This window comes from Paenibacillus sabinae T27 (genome assembly GCF_000612505.1).
GTDB lineage: Bacteria > Bacillota > Bacilli > Paenibacillales > Paenibacillaceae > Paenibacillus_AQ > Paenibacillus_AQ sabinae.
Genome location: NZ_CP004078.1, coordinates 2,973,187 through 3,000,177, shown reverse-complemented (window position 1 = coordinate 3,000,177; position 26,991 = coordinate 2,973,187). Strand labels below are relative to the sequence as shown.

Sequence of the window (26,991 nt, the reverse complement as noted above, 5' to 3'; positions counted from 1 at the left end):
AACCATCGTGGGAGTGCCGGCGAATACTGAAAGAGTGGAGGAAATTATGGAACCGGTTATTGGACTGGATGTTTCGAAGGGAAGTAGTGTATTTCAAGCCTTTACAGGGCGGAATGAAGCGTGGGGGGAAACCGAAGTCATGGTTCATGAAGCGAAAGGGTTTGGACGGTTGAAAGCATGCGTAGAGCAACTGCAGGAACAGACCAGCCAAGAGCCCGTGGTTATTCTGGAGGCGACGGGACATTACCACCGGGGACTAGTGAACTTTTTGGTACAGCAGGGAATCCGGCATTGTATCGTAAATCCCTTGCAGTCCAAAAGAGCGAGAGGAACCAAGCTCCGGAAAGTCAAGACGGATGCGGCGGATGCCTGGCATCTGGCCGAGATGTATTACCGGGGTGAAATCCTGCCTCACCGGACTCCGGAAGACGTTTATACCGAGCTTCAGCATGTAACCAGACAGCATGAATTTGTGACGGGTTTATATGTACAGGCGAAGCTCAATACTCGGGCCCTGCTGGATCAGGTGTTCCCTGCGTTCGAGGGAATATTTTATAATCTATACTCGGAAACGGCACTGCGAGTGCTGGAGTGTTGTTTGCGGGGTCAGGAAGACCGGGTGTACGAGACGATGGAGAAGACGGCAGGACAGTCACATGCCAAGTGGTGGGTGGAAGAAAAGGCTCAGCGTGTGGAGGAGGCCTTGAGTGAATGGCACCAGGTCAAAGTGAGTTCATCTCAAGTCTACATTCTAGAGGGGATGCTTTCCCTACTTCATTCCTTGCAAGAGCAGTTAAAGCGCTTAGAGAAGCAGATGCAGGAGCTTTCGATGGGAATGCCGGAAACAGAACTGCTGAGAACGATTCCCGGGATTGGAGAAAAACTGGCAGCTACGCTTGTAGCGGAATTGGGAGACATTCGGCAGTTTGAAAGCCCGAAACAGTTGGTGGCTTATGCAGGGCTGGACCCTGGGGTATTTAATTCAGGGAAATTCACCGCTTCCAGCAACCGAATTACCAAGCGAGGCTCCAAACGTCTGAGAAGGGCCTTGTATTTAGCTGTACAATGTAGTCTCAGGCGAGGCGACTGCTCTAAACTCAGACCTTATTACGACAAGAAAAAGAAAGAAGGCAAGCCCTACAAGGTCGCGGTGATTGCTTGCGCCAACAAGCTGCTTCATCACATATACGCGATCCTAAGAAAAGGCCAGCCTTACCAGGTATAATCCCATATTAATCCAGCAACTCTCCACGCCAATGGAGGTTTTTTTTGCTGTGCTCAAAAATAACTATACCAGCAATTTTTAAATTCTCCAAGACTGGATGCTTGACAAACATTAGCTGGTTTTTGCTTCCTTTATGTAAGGAATTCTAACATCTATAATTAAAATTATTGACATTAAAAATTGAGATATGATAACATACATGATAATTAAAGCTCCATCAGACATATGTAACCGGTTAGCTCAATTTTTTTAACTTTGATCTAACCGGTTACATAAAAATTAGTATTTATTTGAAAGCAGGTAAATATTTTATTGTCTGCCATCTAACCGGTTACATATAGGGGGGAGATAATTCCATGGCAACAATTCGGGATGTAGCGAAGCTATCAGGTGTATCAGTTGCAACGATTTCGAGAGTGATTAACAAAAACGGATATGTAACTCCTGAAACAGAGATTAAAGTAATCAATGCGATTAATCAGCTGAATTATTCGCCTAATGCGGTTGCCAGAGGACTAGCCCGTAAGAAAACCAACACCATTGCATTGGTTTTGCCGGATATAACGAATCCATTTTTCTCTGAGTTGGCAAGAGCTGTAGAGGATGCAGCCAAACATTATGGATATACACTGAATTTATGCAATTCGGACAATGAAGAAAGTAAGGAAAAAGCGTATTTTGATATCCTCAAAGACAGGTATGTAGACGGTATTATTATTGCTTCCGATACATCGGCCTACCGAAGACACTACTTGAAAAACAGTAAAATTCCTTTGGTTACAATAGATCAAACGCCAAGGAATGAATCGAGTGTTATCGTCACATCGAAAAATATAAAAGGCGCTAAGTTAGCTGTCAGACATCTATTTGAGATTGGTTGCAAAAAGATCGCACATATCTACGGACCATTGGAATATAAACCAAGCTTAGACAGGCTCCGGGGATACGAACAAGCGGTAAAATCGCAAGAATGGTATTCCTCCAGTCTTACGGTTCAGGGCAACTTTAAGATTGAAAGTGGAATTGAAGCGGTTAAAACATTGCTTGAGCGGCATCCTGACATCGATGGTATCTTTGCCGGAAATGATTTAATGGCGATAGGCGCACTAAAGGGACTATTGAAAATGGGGAAAAAAGTACCAGAAGACGTGGCGATTTGTGGTTTTGATAACATTAATTTAACTGAAATTATGGAACCTGAGATTACTACAGTTGCCCAGTCGATCTATGGAATGGGAACCCTGGCGGTAGAATTGCTCATGAAAAAGATTGGTGAATCACCGGTAGAAGCAGACGACAATATTCACCTTCATGAATTGGACGTTACTTTGATTCAAAGAGGATCAACTCAAAGAGGGGTGAAAAAATGATCGCGATAAACAAGGAACGAGTATGGAAAAGTATTTTGGATTTAAGTGAAATCGGGAAGAGTGAACATGGCGGAGTAACCAGGCTGTCTTTTACCGAAGAAGAAAAAAGAGCAAAAGAATATGTAACCCAAAGGATGAAAGAAGCAGGACTGACTGTATATGAAGATCCAATCGGTAATTTGTTCGGGAGATGGGAAGGAACAGCTCCAAGCGCTCCGGTTGTTATGTTCGGCTCTCATATCGATAGTGTATTGGGCGGCGGAAACTTTGATGGGCCAGCAGGTGTTTTAGCCGCAATTGAAGTTGTGCAAACGATGAGAGAAAAAGGGCTTACTCCTGATCATCCTCTTGAAGTAGCGGTATTTACCGATGAAGAAGGAGCGAGGTTCCACACAGGCATGATTGGGAGCCGGGCTATCGTTGGAAAATTGAACGCCGAAGACTTATATAAGCACAAGGATGATCATCAGATCTCGATCGCAGAAGCCATGAAAGCATCCGGACTGGATCCTGAAAATTTAGAACAAGCCAGAAGAACGCCGGGGAGCATTAAAGCTTATTTAGAGCTACATATCGAACAAGGAAAAATTTTGGAAAGTAAAGATATCCCTGTAGGGATCGTAACAGGAATAGCCGCTCCGGTTTGGCTGCAGCTTACTTTGAACGGTAAGGCAGGGCATGCAGGGACAACTCCTATGGACATGAGAAAAGACCCGCTTGTTGCTGCGGCCGAAATCATTTGCAAGCTTGAACAACTGGCTATAGAAAACCCAGGGACCGTAGGGACAGTGGGTAAAATCAATGCTTTGCCCGGAGGCGTCAACATTATACCCGGCAGAGTGGAATTGGCATTGGACATCAGACATCCGGTTGAGGAAGTACGGAATCGGGTCGAAGATGAAATCAGGGCGTTTATCAAGCGGAATTGCAGCGAGCGAGGCATTGAATATGAAATTGAGGTGCCTCACCGGTTGAAGCCGACGCCGTGTTCGGAGAATGTGATCGCCGTTGTCCAGGATTCGGTTGCTGCAGCCGGACTTCCGGTCCAAAAATTGATCAGCGGCGCTGCTCACGATGCGATGGTAATGGCGGAAATCACCGAGGTTGGCATGATTTTCGTCCGGAGTAAGGATGGAATCAGCCATCACCCGGATGAATGGACAAGCAAAGAAGATTTAGCATGGGGAACGGAAGTTTTGTATCAATCGATCACCAGATTAGCGGGAATTCATCATTAAAATAAAAAATGGATTATGAGGTGAAAGCAATGAAAGTTTTATTTTTGGGAGAGTCCTGGGTTATTCATATGATTCATACAAAAGGCTATGACAGCTTTACTTCAACGAAGTATGAAGAAGGAGCGACATTTCTGTTGGAATGCATAAGAAATGCGGATATCGAAGTTGATTATATGCCTGGGCACGAAGTGCAAGTACGCTTTCCCAACAAGCTGGATGTACTGAAGAAGTATGACGTTATTGTCATAAGCGATGTCGGAGCCAATACCTTTTTGCTTCCAAACCAAACGTTCTATCAAATGGAAATCGCACCAAACAGTCTGGAATTGATTCGCCAATATGTAGAAGAAGGCGGCGGATTGTTAATGATTGGCGGGTACCTGTCCTTTACCGGGATAGAAGCAAAGGCCAACTATAAAAACTCTCCGCTAGCAGAGGTGCTCCCGGTAGAACTCTCGGATTTCGATGACCGCGTGGAGACACCGCAGGGCTTCCGCCCGGAAGTGGTACAAAGCCATTCGGTCGTAGACGGATTAGGTTCATGGCCGACCTTTCTGGGATATAACCGTTTGACAACAAAACCGGATGCCGAAGAGCTTGTAAGCTACGGTCAGGATCCGTTTCTGGTCGTAGGACAATACAAAAAAGGAAAAACCGCCGCATTCGCCAGCGATTGCGCTCCACACTGGGGCTCTTTGGAATTTATGAATTGGGAACATTACCAGCAGTTGTGGGTTAATATTTTGAATTATTTAAAGCCTTAAGATGACGGGTGAAATGATGAACAACAAGACGAGAATGGCAGAGAAAATATTAGAAAAAATTTCAGAGAAAATATCGAGCTGCGGCAATCAGTATATCGAATTTCTATCGCAATTGGTGCAAACCGATACGCAGGTCATTGGTCATGGAGTGGATGGCGGGAAAGAGCAAGCCGGACAAGAAATTGTGAAAGCCCGACTGAGCCGGCTCGGCTTGAGTATTGATGAATTTCCGGTTGAGGACGACAAGATCAGAAAGTACCCCGGAGCTAATTTAGGGCACAACAATGAAGGCCGCAACAATATAGTCGGAGTCATGAAAGGGATAGGAGGCGGCAGGTCACTCATTCTGAATGGTCATATTGACACGATGCCATTTGGCGATCGGCAGGCCTGGAGCAAGGATCCTTTTTCCGGAATGATTGAGGGAGACAAGCTGTACGGTCTGGGATCAACGGATATGAAGGCTTCATTAAGCGCTATGATTATGGCCCTGGAAGTTATTAAATCCTGCGATATCAAATTGAAAGGCGATCTGATTCTCCAAAGTGTCGTCGATGAAGAGGGCGGTGGCAACGGTACATTGGCTTGTGTGGAGCGAGGGTATAAGGCGGATGCAGCCATTGTAGGGGAACCAACCCATTTGAATATTCAACCGGCCCATATGGGTTTCATGTTTCATGAGATCAAAGTATCCGGTTTGAGTATCCATTCCAGCCAGTTATGGAACGGGGTCAATGCAATTGACAAAGCCATGAAAATTTATAAGAGTCTGCAGGAACTGGAGCATTATTGGCTGATGACGGAAAGACATCCGTTGCTGCCGCCTCCTACCATTAATTTGGGTGTAATTGAAGGAGGAATCGCGGGTTCGGTTGTTCCCGGTTCATGCACGATGAAGACATGCCTTCATTATCATCCCAAGTCTGGTCAGAGCTTCGAGGAAACGAGAAATATAGTGAACGAACAGGTGCAGCGTGCGATTATGAATACTGCGCAAGCCGATCCGTGGCTGGCGGAACATCCGCCGGAAATTACCGTTTATCAGGAAGGCTTTCCTTTTGAAACGGACGTGAATCATCCTGTTGTTGAAGAAATGAGCAATATTATTCATTCCCTCTTCAACAAAGAAGCCATAATTGAAGGAATGCCGGCCGGCTGCGATGCCCGTTTATTATCCCAGTTCGGTTCAACGCCGACGATTATTGTGGGCTGCGGTGACGCTAAACAAGCCCATACCGTTGATGAGTATGTTTCCGTTTCCGAGTACTTAAAGTGTATTGAAGTCTACGCCAACTTTATCGTTTCTTGGTGCGGCATAGATTCACAATAAAAAAATACCTAAGAGGAGGACTTTCAAATGAAAAGAAAGTATTCAAAGGCAACCAAATTAACAACAATGGTATTACTGCTTTGTATGTTGGGTTTAACGGCTTGCAGCACCAATGAATCAGGCGAAGGTCCAAGTGAAGCCGGGGCAGGAGAATCGGGCAAGGAAAAGATTACGATCGGAGTCGCGCAGGCTACTTTAAGACATCAGTTCTACATCGATATTAACAACGGGATTGACAAAATCGCCAAAGAGAACGGTGCAGAGGTGTTAACGAACGATCCCAATTTGGACATCGGTAAACAGGTTGCAGCCATTGAGGATTTCTCTGAAAAAAAGGTCGATGCTCTGATCCTTATGGCTGTGGATAATTCGGCTGTAGTTCCGGCGGTCGAAGAAGCAAAAGCAAAAGGCATACCCGTTATTACTGCGGATGCGGTCGTTAAATCGGATCAAGTCGATACGTTTATTGGTACTGAAAACTATAAGGCAGGTGAGCAGTTGGGCCTTTATTTCAAAAAAACCATCGAGTCGAGCGGGAAGCCGGCAAAAATTGGAGTCATTACGGCTCCCCAATCCTTTGTACAGCAAGAACGTTTGCGCGGATTTAAAGATGCCTTGAAGGATGTTAAAGGTGTAACCTTCTTGAACGAACAACCAGGATATCAAAGAGAAGAATCATTGGCCATTGTGGAAAATATGCTTCAAGCTAATTCTGATATGAATTATATCTTCGCTACAGCCGAAGGAAGCGTTCTAGGTGCTTTAGCGGCTTTGGAATCGGCAAATAACCAGAATACAAAGATTTTGGGCTTTGATGTAACCAAAGAAGCCGCAACTGGAATTAAAGACGGTTATATCTTGGGCATGATTCAACAACAACCTGAGCTCATCGGTGAATTGGCAGTCAAAGCTGCATTGGAAGCAGCTAAAGGCGAGACGGTTGAGAAACAAATCGACGTACCGGTAATCCTGATGGACAAAAATAATGTGGGCGAATATTTTAAAGACTAGACTGAACTGTTGGGGGGAGGAAACTCCCCTTTATAAACTAATAAAGGGGGAACTCCCTTGAACCAACCCATTCTGGAACTTAAGAATATTGAGAAGAAATTTAACGGCGTTCCTGCTTTATCTAACGTTTCACTCAGCGTATCGCCTGGAAGCTGCCACGCCATTGTAGGGGAGAACGGAGCGGGGAAATCAACGCTGATCAAAATTTTGACAGGCGCTTATTCCAAAGATAACGGCGAGATCTATTTTGAAGGAAATAAAGTCGAAAATATGGAACCAAAGCTATCCAAAAGTTTAGGGATCCATTGTATTTATCAGGAATTAACCGTTGCCAACCATTTATCTGTCGCCGAGAATATCTTTTTGGGAAATCAGCCAAGAACGAAATGGGGACTCATTGATTGGAACCGAATGTACACAGAAGCTGCGGATCTTCTACAGTTGCTAAATATTAAATTAGATCCAAAAATGCTGGTAAAAGAGATAAGCATTGCGCAAAAACAAATGGTTGAGATTGCCAGAGCCGTTTCGCAGCAAGCCCGGATCTTAATCATGGATGAGCCAACCTCCTCGTTATCGGAACGGGAAATCGAGATTTTGCTTCAATTAATAACCGAACTAAAGGAAAAGTCAGTAAGTATCTTATATATATCTCACCGTATGGAAGAAATTTTTCGCATTAGCGATACAATTACCGTGCTGCGCGACGGACAGCATGTCAAAACATTGAAAACAAATGAAATCGAAAATACGGATCGTCTTGTTGAATTAATGGTAAATCGAAAAATGACGGATTACTTTAATAAAATCGCGGTTCCTATCGGAGAAACGATCTTGGAAGTATGCAATTTAAACGTAGAAAACGTTTTGAAAAATATAAATTTTGAAGTGAGAAAAGGCGAGATATTAGGGATTGCCGGATTGGTCGGTTCCGGAAGAACAGAAATCGCTAAATCGATATTTGGGTTACTCAAAAAAGACGATGGACAAATTATTATTCACGGAATACCTCGAAAAATAGTAAAGCCCCGGGATGCTATCCGGTTAGGCATTGGTTTTGTAACGGAAAACCGGAAAGAAACCGGATTAACGTTGAAAATGAGCGTAAGGGAAAATGTCACGTTATTGAATTTGAAAAGGTTTGAAAAGAAGCTGCTTGTAAATAAAAAGAAGGAAAGAAATGTTGTAGAGGATTATAAAAAGAAATTGAGAATAAAAACAGCCAGCATTGAACAAAAAATCGCCACGCTAAGCGGGGGGAACCAGCAAAAGACGATCTTGGCAAGATGGATTTCGCAGAGACCGCAAATATTGATTCTGGACGAGCCCTGCAGAGGCGTAGATGTCGGTGCTAAGTCCGAAATTTTCGCTGAAATTAGCCGTTTGGCTGAACAGGGGGTTGCCATTATCATGATTTCATCAGAAATTCCTGAAATTGAAGGTATGTGTGATCGTACCCTTGTGATGTGTGAAGGACAGATAAGCGGAACCTTAGATAAAGAAAATATTAATGCGGATAATATTCTCAAATTAGCTTTTGGAGGTGTTGTGCATGAAAAATAATGAACTATCCGGTCAAGCGAGAATGCTGCAAAAGCCAAATTTTACAAGAAAATTGTCCGCTTTCCTTCTTGATAAAGGAAGTGCTGTCATTGGTCTTATTTTGCTATTTGTTTTAATGTCCATATTATCCGGTGATTTTTTGTCAGTCGATAACTTGTTGAATGTATTTAGACAATCCGCCGTTCTGATGATTATGGCTGTTGCTATGACTTTCGTTATTATTACGGGGGGAATTGATTTAAGTGTCGGATCGCAAATCGCGGTCAGCGGGGTTGTTGTTGCGGGTATGATCGCGTCGGGAGTTCCTGTCCCGTTGGCAGTCTTAATTACAGTCATGGTTGGGGGTATTATCGGTTTAGGTATCGGAAGTGCGATCTCGCTGCAGAAAATTCCACCGTTCATCGTTACGCTTGCCATGCTGACGATTTTATCCGGAGTGGCATTCGTTTATACGAAAGGTACGCCTATTGTTATTAATAACCCGCAATTTCGGTTTTTGGGCCGCGGTTATTTAGGCAGCATTCCCATTCCTATCATCATTATGGTTGTAGTTGTCGTGCTTGGACACATTTTATTAACGCACACCAGATTCGGAAGATATGTTTACGCTATTGGTGACAACGAAGAGACAGCCAGATTATGCGGTATTAACGTTCGTTTAGTCAAAATAGGCGTTTATGTGTTAAGCGGAGCGGTGACTGCACTGGCCGGAGTTCTTCTGGCATCCCGACTTTCCACAGGTTCTCCAAATTCCGGTACAGGTTCCGAGTTGGATGCCATTGCAGCCGTCGTGCTTGGAGGAACGAATCTTTTCGGTGGAGAAGGTAAAATCACAGGCACCATAATGGGAGTATTAATCATCGCATTTCTTAACAACGGTTTAAATTTGCTGAATGTTTCCTCGTATAATCAAATGTTGATTAAAGGACTGGTTATCTTGCTTGCTGTATGGTTAAGCACAATGAAAGCCCGTAAAGCTATGGCGAAATAAGCAAGCCCCTAAAATAGGTATAGTTTGCGTTATGGTAGCAAGGCGTGTATTTTTTCAAATGACTAATGTAAATAATACAAATTACCAGGAGAATTCAATCTCCTGGTTTTTTTATTATTCAATCTCGCTCATGACCGGTCACCTTATTTTTATCTGTAAATATCATGGGGCGGCTGGAATAAATCCTCTTCGGCCTTTCTCACGACGGAAAAATGGTCCACATTATAGTGACCGTGCAGGATTCGGTTATGATGTTTAATTATTTGTTCGGCCGATAAGATAGCGTTATTCGTTGTTGAATGTCCATCTTCCACAAGGGTCACATCAAAACCTTGAACGGTAGCGGCTCTTACAGCCGTATCAATGCAGTGCTCTGTTTTGCATCCCATAATGATCAGATGTTCGACTTGTTTAGCTTTGAGCGCCTCCAGTAATGGGGTGGCATAAAAGGAATTGGTCGCTTTTTTATCAAAAACTATTGCGTCGGCGGGTACTTTGATTGACTGATGAATTTCGAAGCCCTCGCCTTTGCCCTCGGCAACATCCAGATCCCGCATGAATACAACGAAATGCCCCATTTCCGAAGCTTGGTCTATAACTGCATTGATATTGCCCAGAAGGCTGGCTTTATTAAATACCCCTGGCTCACCATCTTTACCTTCAATCAGCTCTTGTTGTGCATCAATAATCACTAATGCTTGGTTCAATAACAAAACTCCTTTACTTTAAAATAAAAACCGTACAACCCACTGACTATTTTTATTTGCATAAAAACCGCCCCCTTTAAATGTTCTAATTAAAAATATTCGAATTCGAATTATAAACTCCTGCTTGCATTAGATTTTTGTTACCATTTTTTAAATTATCTTAGTGTTTATAGTCGGCAGAACATCAGGATTGATTTTACCAAACCCCAGGAACCATTATATTTATCACCTCTTTCGTCGGGCCTAAGCGCCCCCTGCTTTAAGTCCTGCACCAACTTTGGAAAAATACGACAAAAGGCCGCCTTACCATCGACAAATTCGGACAAGCTAATTATCCCCATGCTGATATACTACTGTGAAAGCTGCCAACATGCGGTTTATACACTATCACAGGGAGGAAAAGAATTTGAGAACAAAGGTCGCTGCTGTCTTAGGTTCGCTGCTAATAACCACAAGCGTGTTTGCCGGAACAGGGTATTCCAAGCCTGCCAACCAGGCGGCTCAGAAACAAAAATATGTGATCGCGTTTCAATCTTCACTTCCGGCAGACTATGAATCGATTGTCACAAAAGCAGGTGGCAGAGTGCTGCGAGCCATTCCGGAATTGGGCGGCCTCGAAGCGGAATCCGACCGGCAGGACTTTCTTTCGATTCTTAGCGGTAATTCAGGGATACGGGCTGCCAATCGGGAAATGGTGTACAAGCTCGATGAAGACATCGCGGCCGCTGACGGTCAGCCGGTGACCGATATTCCGCAGGACGCCGAAACGTACTGGCCCTATCAGTGGGACATTCAGCGGATTACGAACAATGGGGCCTCCTACAAGCTGGAAACGGGCGGCACGACGAACGCCGACGGAACCGTTACGCACAAAGCGGTTGTCGGCGTAATCGATACGGGAATTGACGCGGAACACCCTGACCTGAAGGCGAATTTCCTTGGGGGCATGAACTTTGTTCCGGCAGGGGTCGACGCCAGTGAGAAAGGCGATCCGTACGACATCAAGGACCGCGAAGGTCACGGCACCCATGTGGCAGGCTCCATAGCTGCAAACGGCAAGGTCAAGGGAGTAGGTCCCGGCCTCGGCATCCGGTCGTACCGCGTATTTGCGGCCGAAGGCGGAGCCCCGACCTCATGGATCGCAGCAGCAATCGTCCAGGCGTCTAAGGACAAGGTCGACGTCATTAACATGTCGATCGGGGGCTATGACGGTATTTCCAGGTATACCTATGAAGGTCTCAAGTACAGCGATGTGGCGGATATGATCCTCTGGAAGCGAGCGCTGCAGTATGCCGTGAGCAGCAACGTGACGGTTGTCGCAGCAGCCGGCAACGAGGAACTGAACCTGAACGACTCGGGCGCCGTGGTCGACTATATGAACCAAACCTACGGCTACCTGGGCCTTAACTTTAAAAGCGCCGTGAAAGAAGTGCCGGGCACGCTGCCGGGCGTTATCAACGTGTCTTCATCAAATAAATGGTCCACAGAGAAAATCGCTTTCTATTCCAACTACGGCAGCACGATCGACGTGGCTGCTCCTGGCGGTGACAACGGCCCGGACTACGATGCAAGCCGCAATCTTGACGAGAGGGATTTCCACTACCGTACGCTCAGCACATGGCCGACTTACCTGGAGCCTTACTTCACTTCGAACCTTACAAGCTATGCGCTTCTGCACGGAACATCGATGGCAGCTCCAAAGGTAGCGGGCATTGCTGGCGTCATCAAGGCAGCCCATCCGGAGTATACGCCGGCCCAGGTGCAATCGCTCATCAAGCAAAGCGCTAAAGATCTCGGGAAGACGGGTCAGGATCCACTGTTCGGCTCGGGTGAAGCAAGTATCTACTATGCATTGAGCCGATAATCACGGAATCGAGTAGGGGACCGATAACCAATAAAATGTAGACCTTCTAAATGTATTGACGTATGTTTTTGTCGAAAGTATTTGAAATGAACATACGTCAATAATTGTTTAGCGGCAAGAATATGCTTGTAAAATGAGCAGAAAAGGGATAGCGGTTCATCGCGACGATAATGAGCTCTAACTGTATTAGAAATAAATAATAATCTGACTTTAAAGTCACTCTTAGGAGTGGCTTTTGAAGTTCTTTATAAGCAGTTTGTGCAGCAAGTAGTAGAAGAATAGGGTTTCAAAGGCGCTTGATTTCCCTTCGGATTGGCGTCATTTTTTTTAATTTATTACGTTTGATAATGTCAAAATGACGTCATGAAGGGTTGATTGATTTTATGAAATTTATATGTATCATATTTATTTAGGAATAAAAATTGTAAGTTGAGGAGAAATAAAATGAATGATTCATCAGAACGTCTGGAGGCCATTAACCAATTGAACAGAGCCATATACACTTTATTAACTGTGGACGGTAGACTACGGGGGCGGGCAACTCAAATTCCCGGAGCTTTATCTACGCCTCATGCGAGAGCGTTGAAGTCGTTGACGGACAACGGAAATTTATCCATTAAAGAATTATCCCTGCATACGGAGAACAGGTCTTCTGCCGTTACTCAGTTGGTAGATGGCTTGGAGAAAAATGGTTACGTTGAACGCATACGTTCAACCGCTGATCGCCGAACCGTAACGGTTAGTATAACGCCTAAAGGACTGGAGGTTTTCCAGGAAAGAGATGCAAAGATTAAAAAAATGCAAGAAGAGGAATTAACCGTGTTTACTCCTGAGGAAATTAATACGGCGTCTGAAATTATTAGAAGAATGAGCAAAATTATCGATCAGCTTTAAAACACTCAACCTGATTCCATGGGAGATATAAGGATTCAGGTTTTTTCATTTTCCCCGCAGTATCTCAATAACTTCTCCAATGTGTTCAAAAAAACGAACCCCCAATCCCGTTAGCAGGCTTGATTTCAGCTGCTTTTTGTCGATCGTTTCTTTACATCACATAATCCTCATTTAAAATTATTCCATGTTACATTTAATCACATTGATCATCCGAACTATAGGTTTTCTGTATGTTTTCATAACCGTTATTGACAGCATATCTTACGTGTGCTAATTTATATATAAGTACTTACTTAATAAGTACTTATATAAAAACAATACGGAGGTTGAACATGACGCAACGAGCACAATCACAAAGTTGGATTTTGGACATCGCGCTCTCTCTCGGTGGCTTTGATGCCCTTCATCCGGAAGGAAAAGCAACCCTTGAAGAGTTAGGTCACAATCACAGGGATTTTGATAAGGTGTTTGAATTAGTAAAGAGCGGTGTCATGCTCCCAAAAGCATGGTCGACTATAGCGTCGCAAGCCGAAGAACGCGCGGAACATTATGAAAATGAAGGGTTCCCGGCAACCGCTAAAGATTTGTATCAACGGGCAGCAGTGATGTGGGGAAGAGCGCAATATTCTTTTTTCAACGATGATCCAAGAAAAACATTATTTCGCCAACGGTGTAACGATTGCGTCGCCACGATTTCAAGATTGAGCAATCAAACCATCCAACGGGTGGAGCTTGATTTTGAAGGTGAAAAAATCTTTGGCATTTTGTATCTGCCCGAAGGGAATGTTTCGAACGCTCCCGCGGTCATTCTTGGTCCCGGTATGGATATGATCAAAGAGGATTATATCCAGATCGCCCAACGCTATTATACGTCGCGCGGTATGGTTGCCTTGTCCATCGAGGGGCCTGGCCAAGGCGAAACGGTTTCAAACGGACTTAAGGTTACACTAACCAACTATCAGCGTGCTATCAGCCGATATATCGACTTTCTTGAGGAGCTTCCGCAGGTCGACAAAAATCGAATCGGTTTGTTCGGAGTCAGTATGGGAGCTTACTGGGGATTGCGGGGAGCTGCACACGATAAACGCCTGCAAGCACTGGCAACTTTCATGACCGGCCCCGGCGATTTGGAGAAGTCTTTCAGCAAAGCTCAACCCAGTTTCAAGACTAATTTCATGTATATGACTGGCTACACGGATGAAGAGAAATTTGATAAAGAAATTGCGGCTCAATACAGCATTTGGGATCTCATTTCGAAGGTCACTTGCCCGGTTTTGATCGGGAACGGCGAATTTGACGAGCTTATCCCTGTTGAAGATGTGCTTGCTCTTTATGAACTGATCGAGGCTCCCAAGGAAATTCGCATCTACGAGAACGAGTTCCATCCGCTTGGCGGCGTTGCAGCGGAAATTTTCCGTTATGGCGCGGAATGGACCGAGCGGGCATTGAACGGCGGATTTGCAGCAAATACCGATAATCGTTATTACGTGCATACCGATGGAGGAGTGACCGAAGGATCGGCACTACCTGCTTGGTGGCGCGGAGCCGAACCACCCGAAATTTCATCACGGAAACAGTCGGTCGGAGTGTAGGTTGAATTCAAAATGAAAAGCAGCAGAATATGACAATATGGTTTTTCGATAAAGTTCAATCTCTTGGAAAATCGATCGTCACGCTCATCTTCTGGAGCGGTTATGATTTTGCAAGAGTTCAAATAGAGAAGATGTTAGAAAAAACTTTTTGCGTTGAGGGGAGATCTCTATGGTTAGAATTTTATCGGAAATCGATATGAGGAGGCTGGAGAATGGATAATAATACGGGAACGGTTCATGAGAGCCAAACGAGTTATCAATCCTCTGTAACCGTGAAGACTTCTGCTGTTAAACGTACGAAATCAATCACGGGTCTGGTCATTGGACTTTGCTGGTTCTGCATTTTTTTTGAAGGTTACGATCTCGGAATCTATGGACCCGTACTTCCAATATTAATGAAGAAATGGTCTTTAACCGCGATAGAGGCCGGTGCGATCGCAAGTTATTCTCTGTTTGGATTACTGGCAGGTTCAATTGTCGTAGGCGCAATCACAGATATCATTGGACGAAAAAAAACGTTAATTTTTTCGCTTGCGCTTTTTTCCATTGCGATGGGTATCTCCGCTTCTGCAACTACCCCCGAAATGTTCGCATTTTCCCGCGTCATTGTCGGCCTCGGAATCGGAGGCATCATTCCAAGCGTAGCGACGCTTTCAATCGAATACTCGCCAGTACATCGGCGTTCATTCAATTTTGTCGTTACAAATACCGGGATTACCTTCGGAGTCATTGCTGCTGTATTAACCGCCTTGTTTTTTCTGGATAATTTGGGATGGCGCATTTTGTTCTGGATCGGCATCGCTCCCGTGCTGGTTATTCCTTTCATTATCAAGTTTCTACCAGAGTCGATTAGCTTTCTGTTGGCGAAGGATAGAAGAGATGAGGCAGCAGCGATCGCTAATCGGTTTAACCTTTCTCTGGATACTTTTGAAGAAAGCAAAAGAAAGAATACCTCTCAAGAGGCGGAGAAATTACAAGCTTTTAGATCTTTGCTATCCAAGAAATATATAGGCATCATCATCATTGCATCCATGATTTACTTCCTCACTTTTGTAATGGCATACGGTTTAAATACATGGCTGCCTAAATTAATGCAGCAAGCCGGATACCCGCTTACATCTAGTCTTGTATTCATGTTGGTTTTTAACTTAACCGGGGTTGCAGGTTCTCTGATTGGAGGGAAAATTGCCGATCGTATTGGTTCAAAATGGGTCCTTGGCGTCGCCTATTCGCTAACTGCTATAAGCATTTTCTTGCTGAGCTTTAAAATAGAAAGCATGTTTATACTTTATAGTTTAATCGGAATTGCAGGGATTGGGGTGGTTGCAACGACAGGAATTACCATTGGGCTCGTCAGCTCGTATTTTTCTTCCGAAAATCGGGCGACCGCAACCGGATTTACGATTGGTATTGGGAGAATCGGAGCAGCAACGGGTCCGGTGCTAGGAGGACTGCTCTTAACCCAAAATGTTCCATTGGCATGGAGCTTCTATACCTTTGCCATCGTTGCGGTCTTGGCCGTACTAGCCGTCATCTTGATTCCAAAGAAGTCGGAATAGTCAACATATTATAAAATTTTAATAAGCAGGTGAGTAATGTGGACAATCAAGTTACGATCGCTCCGGATTTATTGGCGATACTCTCAAGTAAAGTCAACAGCATTTCCAAACAAATGTCGTATACGCTTCAAAGAAGCGCACGTTCAAGCGTCATGAGCAGCGCGAGGGACTTTTCTACCGCAATCTGTGATGGCATCGGCGACGTTATAGCGCTGCCAAACGGGTTTCCGGTCCACGTTGCCAATATGAGCTTGACGGCCAAATCGATTTTTGAGTTTCACAGTCCGGAATCTCTTGCTCCGGGGGACGCCCTTCTTAATAACTCGCCTTATCACGGGAATACGCATATGGGCGATTATACGATTATCGTTCCCGTATTCCATGAAGGCGAACTCATGTTTCTTTGTACGGTGAGGGGACATCAGGCCGACATTGGAAACAGCGTGCCCACTACGTATCACGCGATGGCAAAAGATATCTATGAGGAAGGAGCGCTCTGCTTTCCGTGTGTCAAAATCCAGAAAAACTATGAAGATGTGGACGATATCATCCGGATGGCCAAAATGAGAATCCGCGTTTCGGATGTCTGGTACGGAGACTACCTGGCGATGATTGGCGCTGCAAGAATTGGCGAGCGGGAATTATCGAAACTGATCGCTAAATACGGAAAAGAAACGATCAAGGCTTTTTTTCAAGAATGGAAAGAGTATGGAAGCCGCAGAATGATCGAGGAAATTAAAAAGCTTCCGGCAGGAACGTGGATTAACGAATCGAAACACGATCCAATCCCGGGATTACTGCCCGATGGCGTAAATGTAAAAGTAAAATTGACGATCGATCCGGAAGAAGGCTATGTCGAGGTCGACTTTAGGGATAACGCAGACCCGGTAGCGGCAGGATTGAATCTGTGCGAAGCGACAGTGCTGTCGGCGGGACGGACCGGGGTTCTCAATTACATGCCTTCCGATCTTCCGCTATGTGAAGGAACATTCAGTCGTATCATCGTGAAAATGCGCGAAAACAGTGTCGTAGGGAAGGCCAAACTGCCGTATTCCTCTTCGCTGGCCACGACCAATATTCATGATAGAGCGGTGCTAGCGGTGCAATGCGCGTTCAATGAGGTGAGCGAATCGCTTGGCATGGCCGAAGGCGCGTTTGCCCAGCCACCGTCGCTTTCCGTTATTTCCGGCTTTGACTCCCGTTATGGAAGACCTTATGTAACCCAGCTAATTTCAGGTCATACGGGCGGCATGGGGGTGCACGGTCATGACGGGTATATCGCCTACTGTATTTGTAATGGCGGCATGATGGAATGGAATTCGCTCGAGGTTATTGAACAGAAATATCCGATCCAGTACGTGATGCAAGAGTTGATCAAGGACTCAGGCGGGGCTGGGAAGTGGGACGGTGCACCTGCAACGAAGGTAGTTATGGTACCGCGTACCGACAAGGTGACGTTTATGTATGTTTGCGACGGCAAATACAATCCTCCACGCGGAGCGCAAGGCGGACATAACGGGTCAGCAGCCAATGCGGCCATGTACCGGCTCGAGGAAGACAAAACTTCGCAGGAAGATCTGCCGATGTTTCATGGAATCGAACTGGCGCCGGGCGAAGCATTGGTTTCGGAGATAAGCTCTGGCGGCGGCTTCGGCAATCCGTTAGAGCGCGACCCGGAGCGGGTACGCCATCGCGTAAGAGAAGGATGGGTCTCCGTTCAAAAAGCGAGAGAAGCCTATGGCGTTGTCATTGATACGACAACGGAGATGTATGCAGTCGATTGGAAGGCGACAGAGAAATTAAGACAAAAGGCAGAACAATAAGGGAGGTAGCATCTAATGGGTATCCGAATTTGTACCGATATCGGCGGTACGTTTACAGATCTAGTCGTCGTGGACGAAAGCGGAAGTGTCAACATCTTTAAAGCTTTAACTACTCCGGAAAATCGGGTGGATGGGATCATTAACGGACTTACTATAGCGGCAGATTTTTATGGTAAATCGCTCCAACAATTGATGGAATCGTGCGAGTATTTCGGGCATGGTACCACTACAAGCACCAATGCGCTTATCGAACGCAAGGTAGCCAAGGTGGGTCTCATCTGTACGACAGGATTCCGGGACGTGCTGTTATTCCGTGAAGCCGGCAAAGAAAACCCCTTCGATTGGTATTTGGATTATCCGGAACCGTATATTCCACGCTATTTGACGCTCCCGGTGACGGAACGAATCAATGCGGAAGGGGGAATCGACATTCCTCTCAATGAAGATGAAGTGAGAGAGGCGATAAGGAAATTCAAACAATATGACGTCGAAGTGGTCGCGGTTTCCTTAATGTGGTCGTTCGTCAATCCGGCTCATGAGCTGCGAATCGGTGAAATCATTGAAGAAGAGTGGCCGGGTAAAACGTATGCGTTAAGCCATGTCGTCAATCCCCGCATACGGGAATATCGCAGAACAGTCAGCACGGTTATCGATGCTTCGCTTAAGCCGCTGATAACGCACTATGTCAGTACATTTGAAGACCGTCTGCGGGAAATTGGCTATCGAAACGAATTGTCGCTGCTGACTTGCTCCGGCGGTGTAACCTCTCCGCAAGAAATGATTGCCAGCCCTATCTACAGCTTAGACTCCGGTCCGGCGCTCGCTCCGGTATCGGGAAGATTTTACGCCAAGAAAGAACTGAGTAAAGATCATGTCATTACGTGCGATATGGGCGGCACCAGCTTTGACGTCAGCCGGGTTACCGACGGCATCATTACGATATCCAATGACAACGTCATTCAGAACGAGCGGTTAAGCATTCCGAAGGTCGATGTGAAAACGATCGGCGCAGGAGGAGGCAGTATCGCTTGGGTTGATGATGGCGGATTAATCCGCGTCGGTCCTGAAGGCGCCGGCTCCGTTCCAGGTCCTGCCTGCTATATGCGGGGCGGGGAAAGAGCGACGGTAACGGATGCGAATCTTGTCCTCGGCTATTTGGACGAGAACTATTTCCTGGGCGGAAATATGAAAGTGAGCAAAGAGCTGGCCGAAAAAGCGATTATGAAATCGGTCGCTGAACCGCTAAATCTAAGCCTCATGGATGCGGCTTACACCATCTATAATACCGCCAATCATTTGATGACGGAGGCGGTTCGGGATATGACCGTGTTTGAAGGGATCGACCCGAAAGAGTATGCGGTTGTCGCAGGCGGCGGCGCAGTCGGTATGCATATTATTCCCATCGTATCCCAGCTTGGATGCCAAGAGGTCATTGTGCCGAAAACCGCGTCCACGTTGAGCGCATTCGGCGGAGTAGTGGCCGATGTCGTGCGCGAATTTAACCGCAGCCATTTGACCGCCTCCACTGGATTTGATTATGAAAAAGTAAAGTCCGTCTTAAACAAGCTGGCCGCAGACGCTAGGGCATTCCTGGATACCGTCGGTGTATCCAAAGAAAATCAGGTATTTGAATTTGCGGTAGAAGCCCGATACTTATTCCAGGAACGCGAGCTGACGGTTCCGCTCCGGAGCAATGCAATTCAGAACGTTCAGGATTTGGAGGCATTGATTGACGACTTCCACTCGAAGCATGAATTTACGCTTGGTTCCATGGAAAAGGGGCAAGCGGTTGAATTTGTCGTTTGGAAGGTTATCGCGAGAGGAATCACGCCGGAGATCAACCTTCAAGTACAGTCTCTTTCCTCAGAAACACCGAATCGCTCATCTCTGAAAGCTACGCGGAAAGCGTATTTTAGAGAAATGGGTGGGCTGGTCGATGTCCAGGTCTATGACGGGACGCTGCTGCAAGCCGGCAATAAAATTGTAGGCCCGGCAATTATTGAAGAGCCGACAACCAATATTGTCGTCACGCCGGGCAGCACGGTAACGTTATCGAAATATGAAAACTATGTTATTGACATGAAAGAATACTTCGCTCCTGCCAATCAAACCGCATCGGTTCCGGTTACCCAATAATCAAGTACTGAAAGCTGAAGGACGATCAAACATGCGGGTACGAATCCGTACCCGTACCTTTCTCGAAATTGCTGCATCCTTTTCAAGCAATATTTGAGATAAAAATGAGATGAGGAGTTACCGCCATATATCAAGGGCATGCTGGCTATCTTGGTAGGGAAATTCTGTTAAGTCTGTATGTCGGGTTATTAAGCTATATTAGGTCAACGATGGGTGGGAGAGTGTGGTAGTACGGAACATTTCGGTTTTGGTATATAACCGTCCAGGCGTATTGGCGTGTGTTTCGCAGTTGTTTACCCTCTTTGAAACCAATATCGACAAAATAACGATCGGTCATGGAGGTAGTCCCGGAATTTCCCGCATTCAAATTGAAGTCTCCATTGAAGATGATAAGTTAGAAATGGTGATCAGCCAAATGGCGAATTTGAGCGATGTTCTTCAAGTGGGTATGGCAAAGACAGGAGCGCAAACGAGGTCGTTTTGGATCGTCGCCTACAGCTTGTTTATTACCATTTTTGGTATTAATGTCGCTTCCCCGTTATATTCCATTTATCGAACAGAGTGGCAATTGACTTCGGGGATGATCACGCTTTTATTTGCCGCCTATGTGTTCTCTGTCATTCCCGGGCTCTTTATCTTCTTACAATTGGCTGAACGGTTCGGCAAACGAAAAATATTGATATTTGGTTTGATGGCTGCATTATCCGGAGCGGTATGTTCAACTCTGGCAAACGACATACCCATTCTAATTATGGCAAGAATTTTACAGGGACTGGCGGTCGGAACATTTATCTGCGTTTCCTCATCCACCCTAAATGAACTGGAACGGAATCGCAATTGGCAAACATCGTCTCTTGTCACTGCTTTTGCGGTAACGGCAGGAAGCTCATTAGGACCATTTATGGCTGGTATATTGGCACAATTTGCGCCAATGCCGACAAAACTGCCCTATATCGTTTATGGCGGCCTGGTCATTCTCGGCATGATCGGAATGTCGACAGTTAAGGTGAGCTACCGGAAAGCGCATCGCGTTCGGTTTCATGGGCTGAACATTCCGAAAACGATCCGGCTGCACGCTTATACGGCTGCAGCGACCTCGTTTATAGCCTGGGGAGTCGTCAGCTTGTTTCTTTCCGTCATTCCTTCCTATTTGAATGAATGGGCCGGCAAATTCAATTTTATTCTTTCCGGCGGGATGATTGCATCGATCTTTGCTCTATCAACGTTCAGCCAGTTTTTGTTTAAGAGATTGTCCGTTATGAAAATGATGGCGGTTGGGATTTTACTGTTGTCACTGGGACTTATGGGAGTTGCGGCGACTCTTCAACATATGTCGATCGTTTTGCTGATTACTTCAGCCATTTGTGTGGGATTGGGGCACGGTCCTTTATATGCGGGAAGTCTTGTGTCAATTAGCACAGAGGTAGCGGACGATATACGGGGCGACATTATTTCTTTATTTTATCTATTTAGTTATACAGGGATTGCATTTCCCGTCATATTGCTGGGATATTCCGCTGAGCAGATAGGTATTGAAACATCCGTATTTTTATTTGCGCTTTTTATTGAAGCGGGAGCTCTCCTAAGCCTCCTGTTGTGGCACAAGACGAAGACAGAGAAAGATGGAGGAAGAATGAGATGAAATTATTTCAAGCCATGGAACGAGACGATTATGAGGAGCTGCTGTTCTGCCAGGATAAGCAATCGGGGCTGAAAGCAATTATTGCCATTCACGATACATCGCTTGGACCTGCTCTCGGCGGCACTCGCATGTGGAATTATGGTTCTGAAGAAGCGGCTATTGAAGACGTCCTGCGCCTCGCCAAAGGCATGACGTATAAGAATGCCGTATCGGGTCTTAATCTTGGAGGAGGGAAAACGGTTATCATCGGTGATCCGAAAAAAGATAAAAATGAGGAAATGTTTCGCGCTTTCGGACGTTTTATCCAGGGGTTAAACGGACGGTATATCACGGCTGAAGATGTCGGGACAACGGTTCAGGATATGGACATCGTTTACCAAGAAACCGACTTTGTAGCGGGGATCTCCCCCACATACGGCTCATCAGGCAATCCTTCCCCGGCAACGGCTTACGGGGTTTATCAAGGGATGAAAGCGGCGGCAAAAGAAGCCTTTGGCAGCGATTCGCTGGAAGGGAAAGTGGTCGCCGTCCAGGGGGCAGGAAACGTGGCTACCCATTTATATTCACATCTCCATACGGAAGGAGCAAAATTGATTGTCACCGATATTCAACAAGAGGCTGTTCGGCGGGCAATAGAACAATTCGATGCCATTGCCGTAGACCCGGACGATATTTATGATGTCAACTGCGATATTTACGCGCCTTGTGCGCTCGGTGCGACGATCAACGACGAGACGATCCCGCGCTTAAAAGCAAAAGTCATCGCCGGTTCTGCAAACAATCAATTAAAGGAAGCAAGGCACGGCGATCTGATTCATGAACTCGGACTTGTTTATGCGCCTGATTATGTCATCAACGCCGGGGGAGTTATTAATATAGCGGACGAGTTATACGGCTATAACCGGGAACGCGCGTATAACAAAATTGCAGAGATTCATCTTACGATCGAACGCATTTTTGAAATCTCGAAGCGTGACGGCATACCTACCTATGCGGCTGCAGACAGGCTCGCTGAAGAACGGATAATGAAATTGAAGCAATCACGGAGCGCATTTCTGCAAAACAGTCATCATACCTTGAGCAGAAGGCCGGTACGAGTCTAGTTCTTTGCAAGAAGATAAGCATTGAAAATGTTGTAGAGGTAAACAAACAGGGAGGTTTATAGATGAGTTGGAATTATACCGATTCTTATGAGTGGATGGAACGGGTCACATCGATGGAGCCTTTGATTATTACCTGCTGCTGCAACGGAGGCGTTCAAGGAAAAGAGTCTCATCGGGGAATTCCGGAAACACCCGAAGAGATTGCCGATTCGGTTTATGAGGCCTACAATGAAGGGGCGTCCGTTGTCCATGTTCACGGGAGGGATCCAAACAATCTCGGAGACACCACAATGGACCCCGAAGTTATGTATCGGATCAATGCGTTAATTCGGGAACGATGTCCGGATATCATAATCAACAATACAACTGGAGGCGGACCGACATCGACCATGGAGGACAGGCTTCGCAGTCTGGATGCGCTGCCGGAGATGGCATCACTAAACATGGGACCGGATATGTCGCGTTTTGTGATCAAGGCCAGAGAAGAAGCTCTGGACCATCCCCGTCCCTCCCAGGAATACGACATCTGCATCCCTTTTACGTACGGCTTCATTGAACAGCTGGCAGCGGGCATGCTCGAGAAAGGCATCATACCCGAGATGGAGATGTATAATTCCGGTCAATATTGGGTGGCTCAAAAACTGATATCCGAAGGATTAATCAAGACGCCATACTTGTTTCAATTTGTGATGGGTTATCAGACCGCTACTTACCCTACGCCTGAAAACCTGATTCATATGGCCCGCGAGCTACCGGCCGGAGCGCATTTTACCGTCGCCGGCATCGGAAAATACCAATGGGCGATGACGACGCAAAGCATTCTGCTCGGAGGACATGTGCGCGTAGGTTTGGAAGACAATATTTATCTAAAGCGCGGTCAGAAGCTGAAGAACAATGCTGAGGCCGTCGCCAAAATTGCCCTCATCTCAAGAGAGCTTAACCGTGAAATCGCAACACCGGAGCAAGCAAGGAGCATGTTGGGGGTTTCGTCCATACCTAGCCGCTATTGAGTAAGAGCGTCTTGCCGTTTCCGAATATTTACGATAGGAGAATCGAAACGAATGAATATTTATGAGTTTAATGGAATATATCCGAAGATTGCCGACGGAGTCTTTATTGCGCCCACTGCAACCATTATCGGCGACGTCGTCATAGAGGAGGGCAGCAGCATTTGGTTCGGAGCGGTTCTCCGGGGGGACGCAGGGTCGATCCGGATCGGGAAAAATAACAGCATACAGGACAACTGTGTCGTTCATATGACGGACTCAGGAACGTTTATCGGGGACAACAATACGATCGGGCATGGCTCTATCCTGCATAACTGTACAATCGGTAACAACAACGTCATCGGCATGAATGCGGTTGTTCTCGACGGGGCCGTCATTCAAAACGAAAATGTCATCGCAGCGGGCAGCGTAATTACGGGAAATACAAGAATCGAGGACCGTCAGCTCTTTACGGGTTCCCCGGGACAATTCAAGAAAGAATTGTCCGGTAGCTCCTTGTGGTGGGTACAGGAAAGTTCGAACGTATATTTGAAGCTGGTTGAACAATACGACAGCAGGTATAAATATCATAGCAGTTTAAAATGAAGCCTGTGTATATCATCCAGGTAATGAGGAATTAACAAAGGATTTTTGTCATGAAGCATCTTGACTGTTCAGTCTGGAAAATATATTCTTTATTTAAAGCCTAAATCTGTTAGCTCTCTGTTACTAAAATTCTAATAAGAGGTGGTAAAGGTGGCGAATCAGGCTGTTAATTACGAAGCGAGACTCCGGGAAGCACAGGAAATTTTCGAGAAATTTAAAAATTCTATGATAGAAAAGGACATGGATAAATTTATCGAATTGTTTGATGAGAATGTCATCTTCGAATTTCCATTCGCGCCCAAAGGATATACCCTGAAATTAGAAGGGAAATCTGCCCTTTATAAATATGTAAAGGAAATTCCCAACAAGATTGAGCTCTCCAAATTTAAAGAACCGACTTTCCATCTGACTCTGAACCCCAATGTGATAATTATTGAATTTGGAATCGAAGAAGGGCAGGCCATAATAACCGGTAAGCCTTATCTGCAAAGTTATATTTCCGTGATTGAAACGAAGGAAAACAAGATCGTTCACTACAAGGATTATTGGAATCCGGTTGTCGCGCTTGCAGCTCTTGGGGAAGAGTCCTCGTTCCTGGAAGTTTACAAAGCGCAGCAGCAATAATATCCAATTACTATGGTCAAACGTTAGAGGAAGTAACAGGAATGACTTTTTACGAGTGGTCAGAGGATTGGAAAAAGAAATACGGAAATTGAACAAAGACTAAGCAAACAAGAGAAGGATACTCAATAAACAGCGGCAGCCTAAGACTTCTTTAGACTGCCGCTTCATAACCTTAAAAATTAAAGATACAACCCGTGCTCCGCTTCCGCAAACTGCTGCGATTTCTCCTTCATTCCGCGTTCAATCGCTTCGGCATCCTCCAGATTATTCTGCTTGGCATATTCCCGGATGTCCTGCGTGATTCTCATGCTGCAAAATTTCGGGCCGCACATCGAGCAGAAATGCGCCGTCTTCGCGCCTTCTGCAGGCAAGGTCTCGTCATGGTATTCCGTAGCCCGCTCCGGATCAAGTGACAGCTGAAACTGGTCCTTCCAGCGGAACTCGAACCGGGCTTTGGACAGCGCGTCGTCCCGTTCCTGTGCCCCAGGATGCCCTTTGGCCAGATCGGCCGCGTGCGCCGCGATCTTGTAGGCGATGACGCCTTCGCGCACATCGTCCTTGTTCGGGAGGCCCAGATGCTCCTTAGGCGTCACGTAGCAGAGCATGGCCGTGCCGAACCAGCCGATCATCGCCGCGCCGATGGCGGAAGTAATATGATCGTAGCCCGGCGCGATATCCGTCGTAAGCGGACCAAGCGTGTAGAAGGGCGCTTCCTTGCACACTTCCATTTGGCGGTCGACATTCTCCTTGATTTTGTGCATCGGAACATGCCCCGGGCCTTCAATCATCACCTGCACATCATGCTTCCAGGCAATCTCGGTCAGCTCACCCAGAGTTTCAAGCTCAGCGAACTGCGCTTCGTCGTTTGCATCGGCGATGGAACCCGGCCGCAGGCCGTCTCCCAGGGAGAACGCGATGTCGTACGTCTTCATGATTTCACAGATTTCCTCAAAATGAGTATACAGGAAGTTCTCCTGATGATGGGCGAGGCACCAGGCCGCCATGATCGAGCCGCCGCGGGATACGATGCCCGTTAGCGTTTGGCTGTCAAAGGGACATAGCGCAGCAGCACGCCCGCATGGATCGTGAAATAGTCGACGCCCTGCTCGGCCTGTTCAATCAGCGTATCGCGATAGATTTCCCAGCTCAGCTCATGCGCCTTGCCGCCGACCTTTTCCAGCGCCTGATACAGCGGCACCGTTCCTACAGGCACTGGGGAGTTGCGGACAATCCATTCCCGGGTCGTATGAATATGACGGCCAGTCGAAAGATCCATAATCGTATCCGAGCCCCAATGGGTCGCCCAGCGCATTTTCTCCACTTCTTCGTCGATCGAGGAGGAGACCGCGGAGTTTCCGATATTGGCGTTTATTTTCACCAAAAAGTTCCGGCCGATGATCATTGGCTCGCTTTCCGGGTGATTGATGTTGCTGGGGATGATCGCTCGGCCGCTCGCGACTTCGCTGCGGACAAACTCCGGATCAACATTTTCGCGGATAGCAATAAACTCCATCTCCGGTGTGATGATGCCTTTGCGGGCATAGTGCATCTGTGTAACATTGGCTCCGCTCTTGGCGCGCAGCGGCTGCCGTTTTAATCCCGGAAAGACTTCCGCGTTAGGGTCCTGCTCCAAATTCCGCAATCCGTTATCTTCCGGCTTTACGTCCCGGCCCTCATATTCCTCGACATCCCCGCGTTCCAATATCCAGCTATGACGGAGCGGGGGGAGTCCTTTCCGGATATCCGTACACATCAGTGTATCGGAATAAGGGCCGCTGGCGTCATATACCCGTACTGGGGGATTAGGAGTTGCGCTGCCGTCAACCCCGGTCGTATCGCTCAGCGTAATCTCGCGCATGGGAACCCGAATGTCCTCCCGCGAACCTTTCACATACACTTTCTGACTTTGACTTGTCATTTCAATTCCTCCTCATAATGGTGTGAAGCGCCGGAGGAGGCCAGG

The 26,991-nt window shown here is 46.3% G+C and carries 20 protein-coding genes and 1 pseudogene; 19 read left to right on the top strand and 2 right to left on the bottom strand.

Annotation, left to right across the window (positions count from 1 at the left end):
• Positions 1-46 precede the first annotated feature (46 nt).
• From PSAB_RS13755 to PSAB_RS13720, 8 genes are all read left to right on the top strand, one after another.
• Positions 47-1,225 (top strand): IS110 family RNA-guided transposase, encoded by a 1,179-nt coding sequence (locus tag PSAB_RS13755; RefSeq protein ID WP_025335161.1) that lies wholly within the window; start codon positions 47-49, stop codon positions 1,223-1,225.
• Positions 1,226-1,581: 356 nt separating this feature from the next.
• A complete protein-coding gene (locus PSAB_RS13750) occupies positions 1,582-2,595 on the top strand; it encodes a LacI family DNA-binding transcriptional regulator (RefSeq protein ID WP_025335160.1) in 1,014 nt (337 codons plus the stop codon).
• Entirely contained in the window at positions 2,592-3,833 is a 1,242-nt protein-coding gene (locus PSAB_RS13745) for a Zn-dependent hydrolase (protein ID WP_038595885.1), read from the top strand. The genes PSAB_RS13750 and PSAB_RS13745 overlap by 4 nt, the downstream gene beginning before the upstream one ends.
• Positions 3,834-3,862: 29 nt before the next feature.
• Positions 3,863-4,597, top strand: coding sequence for a glutamine amidotransferase (locus PSAB_RS13740; RefSeq protein WP_038595882.1), 735 nt, complete (start codon positions 3,863-3,865; stop codon positions 4,595-4,597).
• Positions 4,598-4,610: 13 nt separating this feature from the next.
• A complete protein-coding gene (locus PSAB_RS13735; protein ID WP_226991711.1) occupies positions 4,611-5,927 on the top strand; it encodes an ArgE/DapE family deacylase in 1,317 nt (438 codons plus the stop codon).
• 27 nt (positions 5,928-5,954) lie between these two features.
• Positions 5,955-6,938 carry a substrate-binding domain-containing protein gene (locus PSAB_RS13730; protein WP_025335156.1) on the top strand — a complete coding sequence of 328 codons (984 nt, stop codon included), beginning with the start codon at positions 5,955-5,957 and terminating at the stop codon, positions 6,936-6,938.
• A gap of 57 nt (positions 6,939-6,995) precedes the next feature.
• Positions 6,996-8,501 (top strand): sugar ABC transporter ATP-binding protein, encoded by a 1,506-nt coding sequence (locus tag PSAB_RS13725; protein ID WP_025335155.1) that lies wholly within the window; start codon positions 6,996-6,998, stop codon positions 8,499-8,501.
• A complete protein-coding gene (locus tag PSAB_RS13720; RefSeq protein WP_025335154.1) occupies positions 8,491-9,492 on the top strand; it encodes an ABC transporter permease in 1,002 nt (333 codons plus the stop codon). The genes PSAB_RS13725 and PSAB_RS13720 overlap by 11 nt, the downstream gene beginning before the upstream one ends.
• Positions 9,493-9,641: 149 nt before the next feature.
• Here the strand turns inward: PSAB_RS13720 and PSAB_RS13715 are convergent, their stop codons facing one another.
• Positions 9,642-10,199: a cysteine hydrolase family protein gene (locus PSAB_RS13715; RefSeq protein WP_025335153.1), complete on the bottom strand. Its 558-nt coding sequence runs from the start codon at positions 10,197-10,199 to the stop codon at positions 9,642-9,644.
• A 406-nt stretch (positions 10,200-10,605) separates the two neighbouring features.
• Here PSAB_RS13715 and PSAB_RS13710 point away from each other — a divergent pair, with 406 nt between their 5' ends.
• The 11 genes from PSAB_RS13710 (at position 10,606) to PSAB_RS13660 (ending at position 25,028) form a co-directional block, all read left to right on the top strand.
• Entirely contained in the window at positions 10,606-12,063 is a 1,458-nt protein-coding gene (locus PSAB_RS13710; protein WP_025335152.1) for a S8 family serine peptidase, read from the top strand.
• Between the two features lie 444 nt (positions 12,064-12,507).
• On the top strand, positions 12,508-12,957 hold the full coding sequence (locus PSAB_RS13705; RefSeq protein WP_025335151.1) for a MarR family winged helix-turn-helix transcriptional regulator: 450 nt from the start codon (positions 12,508-12,510) through the stop codon (positions 12,955-12,957).
• Between the two features lie 332 nt (positions 12,958-13,289).
• The gene (locus PSAB_RS13700) at positions 13,290-14,549 is read left to right on the top strand and encodes an alpha/beta hydrolase (protein WP_025335150.1); all 1,260 of its coding nucleotides are present in this window, start codon (positions 13,290-13,292) and stop codon (positions 14,547-14,549) included.
• A gap of 212 nt (positions 14,550-14,761) precedes the next feature.
• Positions 14,762-16,108, top strand: a complete 1,347-nt coding sequence (locus PSAB_RS13695; protein WP_025335149.1) for an MFS transporter — start codon at positions 14,762-14,764, stop codon at positions 16,106-16,108.
• Positions 16,109-16,146: 38 nt separating this feature from the next.
• Positions 16,147-17,931, top strand: coding sequence for a hydantoinase B/oxoprolinase family protein (locus PSAB_RS13690; protein ID WP_025335148.1), 1,785 nt, complete (start codon positions 16,147-16,149; stop codon positions 17,929-17,931).
• Between the two features lie 15 nt (positions 17,932-17,946).
• On the top strand, positions 17,947-20,067 hold the full coding sequence (locus PSAB_RS13685; protein WP_025335147.1) for a hydantoinase/oxoprolinase family protein: 2,121 nt from the start codon (positions 17,947-17,949) through the stop codon (positions 20,065-20,067).
• A gap of 223 nt (positions 20,068-20,290) precedes the next feature.
• Positions 20,291-21,709 carry an MFS transporter gene (locus tag PSAB_RS13680; RefSeq protein ID WP_025335146.1) on the top strand — a complete coding sequence of 473 codons (1,419 nt, stop codon included), beginning with the start codon at positions 20,291-20,293 and terminating at the stop codon, positions 21,707-21,709.
• On the top strand, positions 21,706-22,812 hold the full coding sequence (locus tag PSAB_RS13675; protein WP_025335145.1) for a Glu/Leu/Phe/Val family dehydrogenase: 1,107 nt from the start codon (positions 21,706-21,708) through the stop codon (positions 22,810-22,812). Before PSAB_RS13680 ends, PSAB_RS13675 begins: the two co-directional genes overlap by 4 nt.
• Before the next feature lie 62 nt (positions 22,813-22,874).
• Positions 22,875-23,822, top strand: a complete 948-nt coding sequence (locus PSAB_RS13670) for a beta-keto acid cleavage family enzyme (protein WP_051529770.1) — start codon at positions 22,875-22,877, stop codon at positions 23,820-23,822.
• A 51-nt stretch (positions 23,823-23,873) separates the two neighbouring features.
• A complete protein-coding gene (locus PSAB_RS13665) occupies positions 23,874-24,404 on the top strand; it encodes a gamma carbonic anhydrase family protein (protein WP_025335143.1) in 531 nt (176 codons plus the stop codon).
• Positions 24,405-24,629: 225 nt separating this feature from the next.
• Entirely contained in the window at positions 24,630-25,028 is a 399-nt protein-coding gene (locus PSAB_RS13660; protein ID WP_063619497.1) for a nuclear transport factor 2 family protein, read from the top strand.
• Positions 25,029-25,207: 179 nt separating this feature from the next.
• On the opposite strand, the pseudogene thiC reads toward PSAB_RS13660, so the two are convergent.
• A pseudogene (thiC, locus tag PSAB_RS13655) lies at positions 25,208-26,946 on the bottom strand (phosphomethylpyrimidine synthase ThiC).
• Between the last annotated feature and the right edge of the window lie 45 nt (positions 26,947-26,991).